Annotated in this window: 12 protein-coding genes; 7 read left to right on the top strand and 5 right to left on the bottom strand. The window is 73.1% G+C overall.

Annotated elements, in window-relative coordinates:
* Positions 1-7: 7 nt before the first annotated feature.
* The gene (locus ETAA1_RS24920) at positions 8-1,234 is read left to right on the top strand and encodes an outer membrane protein assembly factor BamB family protein (RefSeq protein WP_145243199.1); all 1,227 of its coding nucleotides are present in this window, start codon (positions 8-10) and stop codon (positions 1,232-1,234) included.
* A 95-nt stretch (positions 1,235-1,329) separates the two neighbouring features.
* A complete protein-coding gene (locus ETAA1_RS24915) occupies positions 1,330-1,833 on the top strand; it encodes a GNAT family N-acetyltransferase (protein ID WP_145243198.1) in 504 nt (167 codons plus the stop codon).
* Between the two features lie 138 nt (positions 1,834-1,971).
* On the opposite strand, the gene ETAA1_RS24910 is transcribed toward ETAA1_RS24915, so the two are convergent.
* Positions 1,972-3,027, bottom strand: coding sequence for a DUF1559 family PulG-like putative transporter (locus ETAA1_RS24910; RefSeq protein WP_145243197.1), 1,056 nt, complete (start codon positions 3,025-3,027; stop codon positions 1,972-1,974).
* Between the two features lie 64 nt (positions 3,028-3,091).
* Complete coding sequence (locus ETAA1_RS24905; RefSeq protein WP_145243196.1) at positions 3,092-3,514, bottom strand: hypothetical protein; 423 nt, start codon at positions 3,512-3,514, stop codon at positions 3,092-3,094.
* Positions 3,515-3,677: 163 nt separating this feature from the next.
* Here ETAA1_RS24905 and ETAA1_RS24900 point away from each other — a divergent pair, with 163 nt between their 5' ends.
* The 3 genes from ETAA1_RS24900 to ETAA1_RS24890 are packed head-to-tail and all read left to right on the top strand — an operon-like array spanning position 3,678 to position 8,309.
* Entirely contained in the window at positions 3,678-6,611 is a 2,934-nt protein-coding gene (locus ETAA1_RS24900) for a DUF1553 domain-containing protein (RefSeq protein ID WP_145243195.1), read from the top strand.
* A gap of 8 nt (positions 6,612-6,619) precedes the next feature.
* Positions 6,620-7,207, top strand: a complete 588-nt coding sequence (locus ETAA1_RS24895) for an LOG family protein (RefSeq protein ID WP_145243194.1) — start codon at positions 6,620-6,622, stop codon at positions 7,205-7,207.
* 40 nt (positions 7,208-7,247) lie between these two features.
* A complete protein-coding gene (locus ETAA1_RS24890; RefSeq protein ID WP_145243193.1) occupies positions 7,248-8,309 on the top strand; it encodes a Gfo/Idh/MocA family protein in 1,062 nt (353 codons plus the stop codon).
* On the opposite strand, the gene ETAA1_RS24885 is transcribed toward ETAA1_RS24890, so the two are convergent.
* Positions 8,293-9,261 (bottom strand): amidohydrolase family protein, encoded by a 969-nt coding sequence (locus ETAA1_RS24885; RefSeq protein ID WP_145243192.1) that lies wholly within the window; start codon positions 9,259-9,261, stop codon positions 8,293-8,295. The genes ETAA1_RS24890 and ETAA1_RS24885 overlap by 17 nt on opposite strands.
* A gap of 70 nt (positions 9,262-9,331) precedes the next feature.
* On the opposite strand from ETAA1_RS24885, the gene ETAA1_RS24880 reads away from it, so the two are divergent.
* On the top strand, positions 9,332-9,637 hold the full coding sequence (locus tag ETAA1_RS24880) for a hypothetical protein (RefSeq protein ID WP_145243191.1): 306 nt from the start codon (positions 9,332-9,334) through the stop codon (positions 9,635-9,637).
* On the opposite strand, the gene ETAA1_RS33085 is transcribed toward ETAA1_RS24880, so the two are convergent.
* Positions 9,622-10,254, bottom strand: coding sequence for a hypothetical protein (locus ETAA1_RS33085; RefSeq protein WP_238389300.1), 633 nt, complete (start codon positions 10,252-10,254; stop codon positions 9,622-9,624). The genes ETAA1_RS24880 and ETAA1_RS33085 overlap by 16 nt on opposite strands.
* Before the next feature lie 86 nt (positions 10,255-10,340).
* Here ETAA1_RS33085 and ETAA1_RS24870 point away from each other — a divergent pair, with 86 nt between their 5' ends.
* Complete coding sequence (locus ETAA1_RS24870) at positions 10,341-11,675, top strand: DUF1501 domain-containing protein (protein WP_202920387.1); 1,335 nt, start codon at positions 10,341-10,343, stop codon at positions 11,673-11,675.
* A 65-nt stretch (positions 11,676-11,740) separates the two neighbouring features.
* Here the strand turns inward: ETAA1_RS24870 and ETAA1_RS24865 are convergent, their stop codons facing one another.
* Positions 11,741-13,354 carry a M28 family peptidase gene (locus tag ETAA1_RS24865; protein WP_145243189.1) on the bottom strand — a complete coding sequence of 538 codons (1,614 nt, stop codon included), beginning with the start codon at positions 13,352-13,354 and terminating at the stop codon, positions 11,741-11,743.
* Positions 13,355-13,359 lie beyond the last annotated feature (5 nt).

Genomic DNA, 13,359 nt, shown 5'->3' with positions numbered 1-13,359 from the left:
CCGTCCCATGTCCCGCCTCGCGCTCGCCCTCGCCCTCCTCGCGGCCGTACCCGTCGCCGCCGCCGACTGGCCCATGTGGCGCGGCCCCACCCGCGACGGCGTCGCCCCGCCCGGCCCGCTCCCGCCGCTCACCTGGTCCGAGACGAAGAACGTGCGCTGGAAGGCACCCGTCCCCGGCCGCGGCCACGGCTCGCCGGCCGTCGCCGGCGACCGCGTGTTCCTCACCGCCGCGGAGCCGGAGGCGCAGCTGCAATCGGTGCTGTGCTTCGACCGCGCCACTGGCAAGCAGCTGTGGAAGACGGTCGTCCACAAGGGCGGCTTCGAGCAGACCAACGGCAACGCCAAGAGTTCGTTCGCCTCGACCACGCCGTGCTGCGACGGCGAACGCGTCTACGTCACGTTCATGCACGGCAAGACGATCACCGCCACGGCCCTCGGCCTCGACGGCAAGCACCTGTGGCAGACGGTCGTGAGCCCCTACGTGCTCCACCAGGGCTTCGGCTCGTCGCCGGCCGTCTACAAGCACCTGCTGCTCGTGACCGCCGACAACAAGGGCGGCGGGGTCGTGGCCGGGCTCGACCGCGCCACCGGCGCGTTCGTGTGGAAGCAGGAGCGGCCCAAGCTGCCGAACTACGCCTCGCCCATCGTGCTGAACGTCGCCGGCAAGGACCAGCTCGTGCTGACCGGGTGTGACCTCGTGTCCGGCTTCGACCCGCTGAGCGGCAGCCGGCTGTGGGAGACGAAGGGGAGCACCACCGAGTGCGTGACCTCGCCGGTGACCGACGGCAAGCTCGTGTTCACGAGCGGCGGCTACCCGAAGAACCACGTCTCGGCGGTGGCCGCGGACGGCAGCGGCAGGGTGGCGTGGGAGACCAAGACGCGGGTGTACGTGCCGTCGATGCTGGTGAAGGACGGCCACCTGTACGCGGTGCTGGACGACGGCGCGGCGGCGTGCTGGCGCTGCGACACCGGCGCCGAGCGGTGGCGCGAGAAGCTGAACGGCACGTTCAGTTCGTCGCCGGTGCTGGCGGGCGACCGGGTGTACGCCACGAACGAGGCGGGGAAGACGACGGTGTTCAAGGCCGACCCGGCGGGCTTCGAGCAAATCGGCGAGTCGAAACTGGGCGACGAGGTGTTGACGACGCCGGCGGTGTGCGGCGGCCGCGTCTACACCCGCGTGGCGGTGAAGGCCGGCGGCAAGCGCGAGGAGTTCCTGTACTGCCTGGGCGAGTGACACGGGGCCGACGCCGGCTGGAACCGGCCCCGCGAGGGGAGTTTGACACTCCTCCCCGCGGCCGGTAGCCTGAGGCATCGCCGCCGGAGACCGCCGTGTCCGTACTCGTCCGCCCCGCCGCCGAGGCCGACCTCGCCGCCGTTCGCGCCATCTACAACCACTACGTCGCGCACTCCACCTGCACGTTCCAGCTCGAACCCGACACGGAGGCCGAGCGGCTCGCGTGGTTCCGGCGCCGCGGCCCCACCCACCCCGTCACCGTGGCCGAGTTCGACGGGGCCGTCGTCGGCTGGGCGGCGCTGTCCGCGTGGAACTCGCGCTGCGCCTACGCCCGCACGGCCGAGGCGTCGGTGTACGTCCACCCCGACCACCACCGCCGCGGCGTCGGCCGCACGCTGCTCGCCGACCTCATCGTCCGCGGCCGCGCCGCCGGCCTGCACACCATCGTCGGCGGCACCTGTACCGAGCACACGGCCAGCCTGGCGCTTCAGGCGGCGTTCGGGTTCCGCCAAATCGGCGTGCTCCGCGAAGTCGGCCACAAGTTCGGCCGCTGGCTCGACGTGGCCTACACGCAGCTCATTCTCGACCCCGCGACCTGACCGACGAACCCGTACTGCCCGCCGCCGACGTCGCGCCGGGGGGCCGGCGTACACGTCCACTGCTCCCGACTTTGTCGAAACCGGGGGCTCACGCCCCGGCTCGCTGGGCGCTCACGCCCCCGGCTCGCCGGGCGCGCCTCAGTTCAGCGGGATCGTCTCGGCACCCATCGACGTGCCGGCCGCCCGCCACGCCGCCAGGTCGACCGAGTCGCGCACGAACCGGACGCTCCCGTCGCACATCCCGGCGACGACCCCGCCCGTGTGCTGGCTTCGCGCCAGTTGCATCCGCGCCAGCGAGCTCGTCGAGGACGTGGTACACGGCATCCGCGGCTGGCCGGTCAGGTCGTTGACACAGCCGGCCCCGGTCATCACGTCGGGGGCGCTGGCGTGGTTCGGCGTCTGAAAAGTCGTGAACCCCGCCCCGCCGCCCCACCACGAGAACCCGCGGTAGTCCCCCGACGTCCGCCCCTGGATCACCTCCGAGACGCACAGCGTGTTGCTCGTCCCGTCGGTGATGGCCGTGATCTTCCGCGGCTGCCCGGACTTGCCGTTCGCGGCGTTCCCGCCGGCGTAGTCCACCGGCGACGAGTCGGCGCCGGCGGCCAGTGTCGCCGGGTCCTCGTACCACCCGAACGGGGCGCCGCCGAACTGCACGCACCCGGTCGCCGCGGTCGTCGTCCCGCCGGTGCAGCCGGTCGGCTGATTCACCTGGTATAGGTTGGTGTTGCCGGCGTTCAGGACGTAGTTGTGGAGCGAGATCGACCCGATCTTCCGCGGCGTGTCGCTCGGGCAGGTGAGCGTGGTCAGCGTCCGGCTGCTCACGTTCGTGAGGTTGGCCCCGCCGGCGTACCGGCTGTTGGACGTGGCCGGCGTGCCGCCGCCGTTGTCCAGCCCGCCGAAGTTCGAGTACCCGGCGAACATGGCCTGCTGTTCCATGTACGGCAGGATGGGGACCATCCACGTCCCCCAGCAGCACCCGGTGCGGCTGACGCCCGGCAGGAAGGTGCCGTTGGAGCTCTCGTAGGCCATGTTGGCCAGCGAGATCTGCTTGATGTTGTTGGTGCACTTGGCGCGGGCGGCCGCCTCGCGGACCTTCTGCACGGCCGGCAGCAGCAGGCCGATCAGGATGGCGATGATGGCGATGACGACCAGCAGTTCGATCAGCGTGAACCCGGTACGGGAACGAGGACGCATGGCACACTCCTCACGAAACGACCTGGGATGAGAGGCAAGGGACAGAGATGAGGCACGGGCGAGGTCACGGGATGTCGAAGTTGAAGACGTTGGGGCCGCCGGCCTTGACGGTGACTTCCTGCTTGGAGTCGCGGCCCCACGCGGCGGGGACCACGTCCTTGGAGACGATGTTGGCGCCGCCGCCGGGGCCGGGCGGCTGGTCGGAGTCGACCGGGTTCACGGCCGTCTTGCCGTCGCCGGCGGTCATCCAGACGCGGTACCGGCCGGGCTTCAGGCCGTTCTGCCGGGGAATGTCGTACTTGCCGCCGGTGACGACCGACGGGGCCGCGGTCCCCTGGTTCTCCAGCGGCTCGAACGTGACGAGGCCGCCGTCGGGGAACGCCTTCGCCTTCAGGGTGATGGCACCGGACACGGCCTCCTTACCGTCGCTGCTCCCGCAGCCGACGACGACGAGGGCGGACACGAGCGCGACGAACAACCGGGGCATGGGTCAGCCTCCGGAGAGGAGTTGATGGTAGAAGTAATGCAGGCGGCGAGTCGTCTGTTGGGTTGAGTGTCTCGCCGCGTCGGTCCGGTGTCAAGCGGATTCAGCCGGCTTGCCCCGCCCGCCGCCGGCGCGGACAATGGCCGTGCCCTCCCGAGACTCCGCCATGCCCCGCCTGTCGGCGCTCGTCGCCGTCGCCGTCATCGCCCAGCACGCCGCCGCCGACCCGCCCGACTTCGACGCGGCGGTCGCGCCGCTGCTGGCGGCGCGCTGCCTCGACTGCCACAAGGGCGCGAACGCCAAGGGCGGCCTCGACCTGTCCCGCCGCGACGCCGTGGTCGGCAAGGACGGCGCCGTGGTGCCCGGGAAGCTGAAGGACAGTGCGCTGTGGGAGCGCGTCGCGGCCGGCGAGATGCCGCCGAAGAAGGGGCTGCCCGCCGCCGAGAAGGCGGTCCTGAAGGAGTGGATCGAGGCCGGTGCGAGGTGGGGCACCGACCCGATCGACCCGTTCCGCGTCACCACCGCGGCCCGCGCCGGCTACGACTGGTGGGCGCTGCAACCGCCGCGGGGGCGGAGCGGCCGGCAGCCGGACGCGCCCAACCCGATCGACGAATTCGTACGGGCGAAGCTCCGCGACAAGCGGCTGTCACCGTCGCCGCCCGCGGACCCGCTCACGCTCCTGCGCCGCGTCACGTTCGACCTCACCGGCCTGCCGCCGACGCCCGACGAGCTCGACGCCTTTCGCCGCGACGCGGCGCCGGACGCGTACGAGAAGGTGGTGGCGCGGCTGCTCGCGTCGCCGGCCTACGGCGAGCGGTGGGCGCGGCACTGGCTCGACGTGGTGCGGTACGGCGAGACCGACGGCTTCGAGCGGAACACCCGCCGGCCGCACGCCTGGCCGTACCGCGACTGGGTGATCCGCGCCCTGAACGCCGACATGCCCTACGACCGGTTCGTGCGCCTCCAGCTCGCCGGCGACGTGTTCCACCCCGACGACCCCGACGCGGTCGCGGCCACCGGCTTCCTCGTGGCCGGCGTCCACAACACCGTGGTCGGCACCGACGCCATGCGCGCCGCCGCCCGGCAGGACGAGATCGAAGACCTGGTCGGCGCCGTCGGTCAGACGTTCCTGGGGCTGACGCTGAACTGCGCCCGCTGCCACGACCACAAGTTCGACCCCGTCAGCCAGACCGACTACTACCGCTTCGCCGCGCTGCTGGCGGGCGTGGGCCACGGCGAGCGCACCCTCCCGGACCGGGCCGCGACCGAGGCGCTGAACAAGCTGACGCGCGACGCCGCGGCCGTGCGCGCGGAACTGGCGGCGATCGAGGCGCCGGTCCGCGCCGCGGCCGGCGGGCCGGAGCCGGTCGCGGCCTGGGACTTCCGCACGGGGCCGAGCGACCTCGTGGGGAGCCTCCACGCGAAGGCCGTCGGCGGGGTGCGGCTGACCGCCGCGGGGGCGACCTTCGACGGCAAGACCGGTTACCTCCGCACCGCCCCGCTGGCCGCGCCGCTGCGGGCCAAGACGCTCGAAGTCTGGGTGAAGCTCGACGGCCTGACCCAGCGCGGTGGGGGCGTCGTCAGCGTGCAGACCCCCGACGGCGGGGTCTTCGACGCGATCGTGTTCGGTGAGCAGGAGCCGGCGAAGTGGATGGTCGGGAGCGACGGCTTCCGCCGCACGAAGTCCTTCGCCGGGCCGCTCGAAACGGACGCCGAGAAGGACGCGGTTCACGTCGCCATCACCGTCGCGGAGGACGGCACCGTCACCGGCTACCGCAACGGCCGGCCCTACGGCGCGGCGTTCAAGTCGAGCGGCCCGCAGCCGTTCGACGCCGGCAAGGCCGAGGTGGTGTTCGGTATGCGGCACGGGCCGGTCGGCGGGAACAAGATGCTCGCCGCCACCGTCGTTGCCGCCCGGCTGTACGACCGGGCACTGACCGCGGCCGGTGTCGCCACGTCGTTCGCCGGCGGGCCGGCGCTCGTTCCGGAAGCAGTCATTCGGGAGAAGCTGTCGCCCGCGGACCGCGACCGGCGCGAGCGTGCGAAGGAGCGGCTGCGCGAACTGTCGGCCGCCGAGGCGGCGCTGCGGTCGCGGCTCGGCGTCAAGGTTTATGCCAACGTCGTCCAGCCGGCCGGCGTCACCCGCGTCCTGGCCCGCGGCGACGTGACCACGCCGCGCGAGACCGTCGCGCCCGCGGCGCTGCCCGCAGTCCGCGGCCTCCCCGCCGACTTCGGCCTCGCCCCCGACGCGCCCGACGCCGCGCGGCGCAAGGCGCTCGCGGAGTGGGTGGCGTCGCCGAAGAACCCGCTGTTCGCCCGCGTGGCGGTGAACCGGCTGTGGCACCACCACTTCGGCACCGGGCTGGTCGAGACGCCGAGCGACTTCGGGTTCAACGGCGGCCGCCCGACGCACCCCGAGTTGCTCGACTGGCTCGCCGCCGAGTTCGCCGCGAAGGGGTTCTCGCTCAAGCACGTCCACCGGCTGATCGTCACGAGTGAGACGTACCGCCAGGCGTCGCTGCCGCGCGCCGACTGCGTGAAGGTGGACGCGGACAACCGCCTGCTGTGGCGGATGAAGCCGCGGCGGCTGGAGGGCGAGGCGGTCCGCGACGCGATGCTGAGCGCGGCCGGTCTGCTCGACCGCACGCTCGGCGGGCAGGGGTTCAGCGACTACCGCGAGCGGAATTTCAACGGCACGGCGTACTTCGACCCGTTCGACCCGGAGACGCCGGAGGCCCGGCGGCGGAGCGTGTACCGCTTCCTGCCGCGCGGCGGCAACCCGGGCCTGCTGGAGGTGCTGGACTGCCCCGACCCGGCGAGTGCGGCGCCGCGGCGGGCGGTGACGACGACGCCGCTGCAGGCGCTGGCGCTGTGGAACGGGGCGTTCGCGCTGCGCACGGCCGACGCCCTGGCCGCGCGGCTGGAGCGCGAGGCGCCCGGCGACGTGGGGAAGCAGGTGGGCCGGGCGTGGGTGCTGGCGTTCGGCCGCGAGCCGACCGCCGCCGAGCGCGCGTCCGCGGAGCGGCTGGTGCGGGCCGCGGGGCTGCCGGCGCTGGCACGGGCGCTGTTCAACGCCAACGAATTCCTGACCGTGGGCTGAGGGCCGTGATGACGAGCGTGTGCGTGTTCTGCGGCTCCGCGACCGGCGCGAACCCCGCCTTCGCCGCGGCCGCGCACGAGGTCGGCACCGAACTGGCGCGCCGGAAACTGGCGCTGGTCTACGGCGGCGGCCGCGTCGGGCTGATGGGCGCCGTCGCCAGCGCGGCGCTCGGCGCGGGCGGCACCGTCGTCGGCGTCATTCCGCGGGCGCTCTCCGCGAAAGAGATCGCGTTCGACGAGGCGACCGAGCTGATCGTGGTGGAGTCGATGCACGCCCGCAAGGCGCTCATGGCCGACCGCGCCGACGCCTTCGTCGCGCTGCCCGGCGGGTTCGGCACGCTCGACGAGCTGTTCGAGATTCTGACGTGGGCGCAGCTCCGCATCCACGCCAAGCCGGTCGCGCTGCTGAACGTCGCCGGCTTCTTCACGCCGCTCCTCGCGTGGCTGGATCAGGTCGTGGCCGCCGGGCTGCTCAAGCCGAAGCACCGCGAGCTGGTCATCGTCGCGGACACAGTACCCGAGCTGCTCGACCGGCTGGCCGCGTTCACGCCGCCGGCCGCGGTGCGGAAGTGGGACGACGCGCCGCCGCCGCCGTGAGACGCCCGCTACAATTCCCGCTCCCACCCGGAGACGCCGCATGTCCGCGCCCCTCGGCTTCGCCCTCGTCGGCTGCGGGATGATCGCCCGGTTCCACGCCCGCGCCCTCGCCGAAATCCCCGGCGCCCGCGTCGCCGGCCTCGTCAGCCGCACCCCGGCCAACGCCCTGGCACTCCTCACCGAGACCGGCACGCCGCCGTGCCCCGTGTTCGCCACCGTCGAGGAAGCCGTTCGCGCCCCGGGAGTGGATGTGGTCGTCATCACGACGCCGAGCGGGGCGCACCTGGAGCCGGCGCTCGCGGCCGCGGCCGCGGGGAAGCACGTCGTCGTCGAGAAGCCGCTGGAAATCACGGGGCCGCGCTGCGAGCGCATCATCGAGGCGTGCGACCGGCACGCGGTCAAGCTCTGCACCATCTTCCCGAGCCGGTTCGCCGACGCGAACGTGACGCTGAAGGCCGCGGTGGATGCCGGCAAGTTCGGCCGGCTGACGCTCGGCGAGGCGAGCAACAAGTGGTGGCGCAGCCAGGCGTACTACGACGACGGCGGCTGGAAGGGCACGCAGGCGCTCGACGGCGGCGGGGCGCTGATGAACCAGGCGATCCACAACGTCGATCTCCTCCTGTGGCTGATGGGGCCGGCGGCCAGCGTGTGCGGGCTGACCGCGACGCTCGCCCACGAGCGTATCGAGGTGGAGGACACGGCCGTCGCCGCCATCCGCTTCCGCAGCGGCGCTCTCGGCGTGCTGACGGCCACCACCAGCGTCCACCCCGGCTACCCGAAGCAGATCGCCGTCCACGGCGACAAGGGCTCGGCGGTGATCGAGCAGGAGGACGTGCTGAAGTGGGACTTCACGCCGGGCACGGCCGACGACGCGGCGGTGAAGGAGCGGTTCGCGGCGAAGGTGGGGGCGAGCGGCGGTGCGGCCGACCCGAAGGCGATCAGCCACGAGGGGCACCGCCGCCAACTGGCCGACTTCGTGGCCGCGATCCGCGACAACCGCGCCCCGCAGGTGGACGGCCGGGAGGGGAAGCGGGCCGTCGATCTGATCTGTGCCGTGTACGAGAGCAACCGCACCGGCCGCGTCGTCACCCTGGCGGAGTGACAGCGGGCAGTCGCAGGAGCGTGCCGGCGCGGGCGAAGTAGGCGTCGTCGAACCCGCAGGCGTGTTTCACCAGCACGTCGCGGCGGAGCCAGTTCCCCTCGGTCAGCAGCAGCTTCAGCGCGGTGAACACGCCGGCCCGGAACGTCGCCAGCGACGGGATCGGCCAGTCGCTGCCGTGGACCAGCTTCCGCCGCACTGCGTCGTCGCCGAGGATGGTGGGGATGGCGTACGAGCGGTTCGGCGAGTTCAGCGCCGCGGTGTCGCCGTAGAAGTGCTCGTGTTCCTTCGCTATCCGGCAGAACGCCGCCAGGTGGTCGGTGTCCCACGGGTGCGACCGCGTGCCGCAGTGCGCCGCGATGACCGTGACGCCGCGCTTCAGCGCCGGCTCCAACAGCTCGGGCGAGGCGTAGTTCGGGAAGTCCTGCGGCAGCGCGAGTTCGCCGCCGGTGTGGCACAGCAGCGGCAGCTTGTGGTGGGCCAGCGCCTCGTAGAAGGCGAAGCACTTCTCCGACGCCGGGTTCATCCCCTGCACCAGCGGCAGCCACTTCAGCAGCACGGCGCCGGCGGCGACACACCGCTCCAGCTCCGCGAGCGCGTCGGGCCGGTACGGGTGGACGGACGCCCCGAACAGAATCTTCCGGTGCTTGCGGGCCAGCTCCGCGGCGTACTCGTTCGCCACGTACAGGTGCGTGCGGGCGTCGTCGCGGCGGCCGTCGTCGGTGTAGATGGCGTCGAACGCGAGGCCGACGCCGGCGTCGAGTTCGGGGCAGCCGGCGAGCGCGCGGACGAGCACGTCCTCGCAGGCACGCTCGACCTTCGCGTCGGAGCCGCGGAGCGGGATGCCGAGGCGGAGGCGGATGGCGGCGACGTTTGGCCGGCGGCGGAGGTAGTGGGACATCACCCCGTGCCCCGGCAGCGTGGCAAGGATGTGGACGTGGACGTCGATCCGCATGTGTCGGCTCCGCGGGTGCCGGTTACAGTAGAGCGAAACGGCGCTAGGGAAACCAAGACGGGGGGCGGCGGTGGGCCTGTTCAACGTCGTTTGCGGCGGTGTGACGTGCCCGCGCTGCGGCCGGCGGGTCGAGGCCGCCGTCGAGGTGCGGCTCGGGTACGTCCACGAGGCGCGGACGCTGCGTGTCGGCGATCCGTACCCGTGGAACCACCCCGCGATGCCGTCGGAGCGGCCGCCGGGCGGGAACGCCGTCGGCGACGGCTACGCCGAGTGCCCGGCGTGCGGCCGCGACTTCTTCGTGCGCGTCGTGGTCGAGGGCGACGTGATCCGCCGCCTGGAACCCGACCCCGACCGCCCCGGCTACGTCCCCGACTGAGCCGACTTCCCCAACACCCCGTCCACCACCCAGCAGCAGAGCGCGTGGGGCCCCGGGCCGCGGCAGTGGCCGAGTACGTCCGCGTCGGCGCAGCCGGCGTCCTCCAGCGCGTCGGCTAGCACCGGGAGCCGGTCGAAGGCGCGATCGGCGGCGACGCCGGTCGCCAGGCCGACGACCGCCTCCGTCCGCCACACCGGGTCGAACGTGATCGTGCGGAACGGGTTGCCGAACGCGCAGCGGGTCAGGTCGCACTCGGCCGCCGCACCGCCCGGACCGGACAGGTCGCGGGTCACGGTGATCGCCATCGACTGTCCCTCCAGCGAGTCGTCGGCCAGCCACCCGAGCACCCGGTGTGCCAGCGTGTACTCGCTGGTCCGTCGGCCCGCGGCGCGGACGAGCCGGCGGGCGGCGAGGAATTCGGCCCGGGGGGCGGTGCCGTCGGCGAAGCGCTCGGCCACGTCGATCACCGGGCCGAGTTGCGGCGGGAGCGCGGTCGGCGGGATGAGCCGGGCGCACGCGACGGCCAGCAACCGCAGCCTGCGCGGGTCGCGCTTCATCCGGTGGTAGTCGAGCAACTGGCGCGGGTCGTGGCACGCCGCCCACTCGGCCTCGGTCATCGCCGCCCCCGTGCGGAAACCGCGTGCGGATCAGTACCCGCCGCGGTACACTCACTCTACCCGCCGAACCGCCCCGTGGTCCCGTCGTGAACTCGTTCCGCCCCACCCGCCGCGACCTCCTCCACGCCGGCGCCGTGCTGCCGCTCGGGCTCGGCCTCCCGGCGCTGCTCGCTGCCCCGGCCCGGCGGCCGAAGTCGTGCGTGTTCGTCTACCAGTACGGCGGCCTCAGCCAGCTCGACTCGTGGGACCCGAAGCCGAACGCCCCCGCCGAGCTGCGCGGCCCGTACCGCGCCGTCCCGACCGCCGTCCCCGGCTTCCGCGTCGGCGAGCTGATGCCGCAACTCGCGGCGCGCGCCGACCGCTTCGCCGTCGTCCGCAGCATGACGCACGGCGAACCCGTCCACGACCGCGCCAACAAGATGCTGCTCGCCGGCGCCACCGTTCCGGCCGCCGACGCGCCGGCGTTCGGGTCGGTGGTGGCGAAGTTGAAGCCGACCGCCGCCGCGGTGCCGCCCTACGTGTGGCTCCAGAAGTTCGGCGGCGGCGCCGCCCCGCCCGACCCCACCTACCTCACCGGCGGCTTCCTCGGGTCGTCGGTCGCGCCGGTGCTCGTCGGCACGAGCCACGACGACAACCTCGCCACGCCCGGCTACCGCGTCACCGCCTTCGACGCCGACCCGACCCTGGCGGGAAGCCGGCTGGCGTCGCGGCGCGAGTTGCTGGAGCGGCTCGACCGCGACAACCCGCTGCGGCCGGAGCAGCGACGGGCGTTCGACGTGCTCACCGGCCCCGGCGTGCGCGCCGCGTTCGACCTGGAGCGCGAGCCGGCGAAGGTCCGCGACCGCTACGGTCGGAACCCGCTGGGGCAGAACCTCCTGCTGGCGCGCCGGCTGATCGAGGCGGGGACGCGGCTCGTCGGCGTGGTGGCGTGGTGCGGGCTGAAGGCGGGCGAGAAGTTTCAGAGCATCGAGACGTGGGACATGCACGGCAACGGCGGTGTCGGCATCTTCGAGGACGGCTGGAACGGTCTCGGCTTCGCCCTGCCGCGCTGCGACAACGCCGTGGCGGCGCTGCTCGACGACCTGGAAATGCGCGGGCTGCTGGACGACACGTTGGTGGTGCTGGTGGGCGAGTTCGGGCGGACGCCGCGGGTCACGCCCGGCGGCTCCCGCGTGCCGGGCCGCGACCACTGGCCGCGCTGCTACTCGGCGATGTTGGCGGGCGGTGGGATTCGCGGCGGCGCGGTGTACGGCGCGAGCGACGCCCACGCCGCTTACGTGAAGGACGCCCCGGTGTCGCCCGAGGATTTCGCCGCGACGCTGTACGCGGCGCTCGGCATCGACCCGGCGACGCGGCTGAGCCCCGACGGGTTCACGCGCCCGGCCAGTACGGGGGTGCCGGTGGCCGAGTTGCTCGGGTAAGCCTTCGGCCGCTTGCGGCGCAGCGGCGATAACGCCGCTGCGCCGCAAGCGGCCGAACAACGACGCTACTTCACCCCGCTCCGCTCGCGAGCCGGGCGGAACTCGTCGCCGGGGTTCCACGTCGGCAGCCGGTCGGCATCCGCGACAGCTCGCGCCACGTCGAGCGCGAACCCGCCGAGCACCGGGAAGCCGCTGAAGTCCCACTCGGGCCGTACCTCGTCCTGCGGCGAGTGGTACGCCCCGTCGTTGAACCGCTTGTACGCCTCCCGCGCGACCTCGGGCGGCTTCCCCTTCAGCTTCATGCCGCCGCCGACCGAGAACGCCGGCACCCCCGCCCGCGCCAGCGAGAAGTGGTCGGACCGGTAGAAGATGCCGAGGTGCGCCCGCTGGTCGGCCTCGATTTCGAGCCCGTGCCGCTTCGCCGCCGCCTGCACCGCCGGCCACGCGGTCGTGCGGTCGGCGCCGGTCACGACTAACGACTCGGGCACGCCCAGCGGCAGGATCATGTCGAAGTTCAGGTTCAGCGCCGTCTTGCCGAGCGGCACGACGGGGTGGGCCGCGTAATACTTCGAGCCGAGCAGCCCCTTCTCCTCCGCGGTCACGGACAGGAACAGGGCGGACCGCTTCGGCCGCGGGCTCTGCTTCGCCCAGGCGCGGGCCAGCTCCAGCAGCAGCGCGGTGCCGGTAGCGTTGTCGGCGGCGCCGTTGTAGATGGCGTCGCCGACCACGGCCCGGCCGACGCCCAGGTGGTCCCAGTGCGCCGTGAACAGGACCGCCTCGTCCTTCAGCGTCGGGTCGCTCCCCTCCACCTTCGCCACGACGTTCTTGCTGTGGATGTTGTCGACGCGGGTGGGGATGCTGGCCTTCAGCGTGACGCCGAGCGGGTACGCCTTGAAGCCCTTCGCGTCGGCCTCCTTCAGCGCCGCCTCGACGGTCTTGCCGGCCATCGCCAGCAGCTTCTCGCCGGCGCCGCGGCTCAGCCACCCGGCGAAGGTCAGCGCCGGCTTGCCGGGCTCGCGCTTCAGCTGCGCCCCCTCCAGCGGGCGGACGACGGAGTACGGGTACCCCGCGGTGGCGTCGGTGTGGATGATGTAACACGCCTTCGCCCCGCGGCGCAGCGCCTCCTCGTACTTGAACGTCCAGCGGCCGTAGTACGTCAGCGCCGGGCCGCCGAAGAACGCCGGGTCGGTGGACGGCGGCTCGTTCGTGAAACACACCACGACGCGGTCCTTCACGTCCACGCCGGCGTAATCGTCCCAGCCGAACTCCGGGGCGGTGATGCCGTGGCCGACGAACACGGCCTCGGCCTCGAACTCGGCCAGTTCCGTTTGCAGGTGGCTGGTGCCGGACCAGTCTTCGTCCGGGCGCAGGTCGAGGGCCTGGCCGCCCTTCGTGGCGCGGAGCGTGCTCTTGGGGCTGGTGGCGACCTTCACCAGCGGCACCGGCTGGAAGTAAGTGCCGTCGGCGCCCGCAGGGGCGGCACCGGCCTTCTTGAACTCGTCGGCGAGGAAGTCGGTGGTGAGGTCTTCGCCGCGGGTGCCGGGGGCGCGGCCCTCGAACCGGTCGGACGCGAGGGTGACGACGTCGGCCTTTATGCGGTCGGGCGAGAGGCCCGGCGGGTCGGCGGCGACGGCGGGGAGCGCGGCGACGGCGAGGAGTACGAAGGCGCGGTAGGGCACGGCAG

Source organism: Urbifossiella limnaea (assembly GCF_007747215.1).
Classification (GTDB): domain Bacteria; phylum Planctomycetota; class Planctomycetia; order Gemmatales; family Gemmataceae; genus Urbifossiella; species Urbifossiella limnaea.
Note: the sequence above shows the minus strand (reverse complement) of the source record. Positions and strands in the feature narration are given on the sequence as shown.

Coding starts and splice junctions, on each gene's coding strand:
- ETAA1_RS24920 (WP_145243199.1), top strand. CDS start 8: ATGTCCCGCCTCGCGCTCGCCCTCGCCCTCCTCGCGGCCGTACCCGTC.
- ETAA1_RS24910 (WP_145243197.1), bottom strand. CDS start 3,027: ATGCGTCCTCGTTCCCGTACCGGGTTCACGCTGATCGAACTGCTGGTC.
- ETAA1_RS24905 (WP_145243196.1), bottom strand. CDS start 3,514: ATGCCCCGGTTGTTCGTCGCGCTCGTGTCCGCCCTCGTCGTCGTCGGC.
- ETAA1_RS24900 (WP_145243195.1), top strand. CDS start 3,678: ATGCCCCGCCTGTCGGCGCTCGTCGCCGTCGCCGTCATCGCCCAGCAC.
- ETAA1_RS24895 (WP_145243194.1), top strand. CDS start 6,620: ATGACGAGCGTGTGCGTGTTCTGCGGCTCCGCGACCGGCGCGAACCCC.
- ETAA1_RS24890 (WP_145243193.1), top strand. CDS start 7,248: ATGTCCGCGCCCCTCGGCTTCGCCCTCGTCGGCTGCGGGATGATCGCC.
- ETAA1_RS24885 (WP_145243192.1), bottom strand. CDS start 9,261: ATGCGGATCGACGTCCACGTCCACATCCTTGCCACGCTGCCGGGGCAC.
- ETAA1_RS33085 (WP_238389300.1), bottom strand. CDS start 10,254: ATGACCGAGGCCGAGTGGGCGGCGTGCCACGACCCGCGCCAGTTGCTC.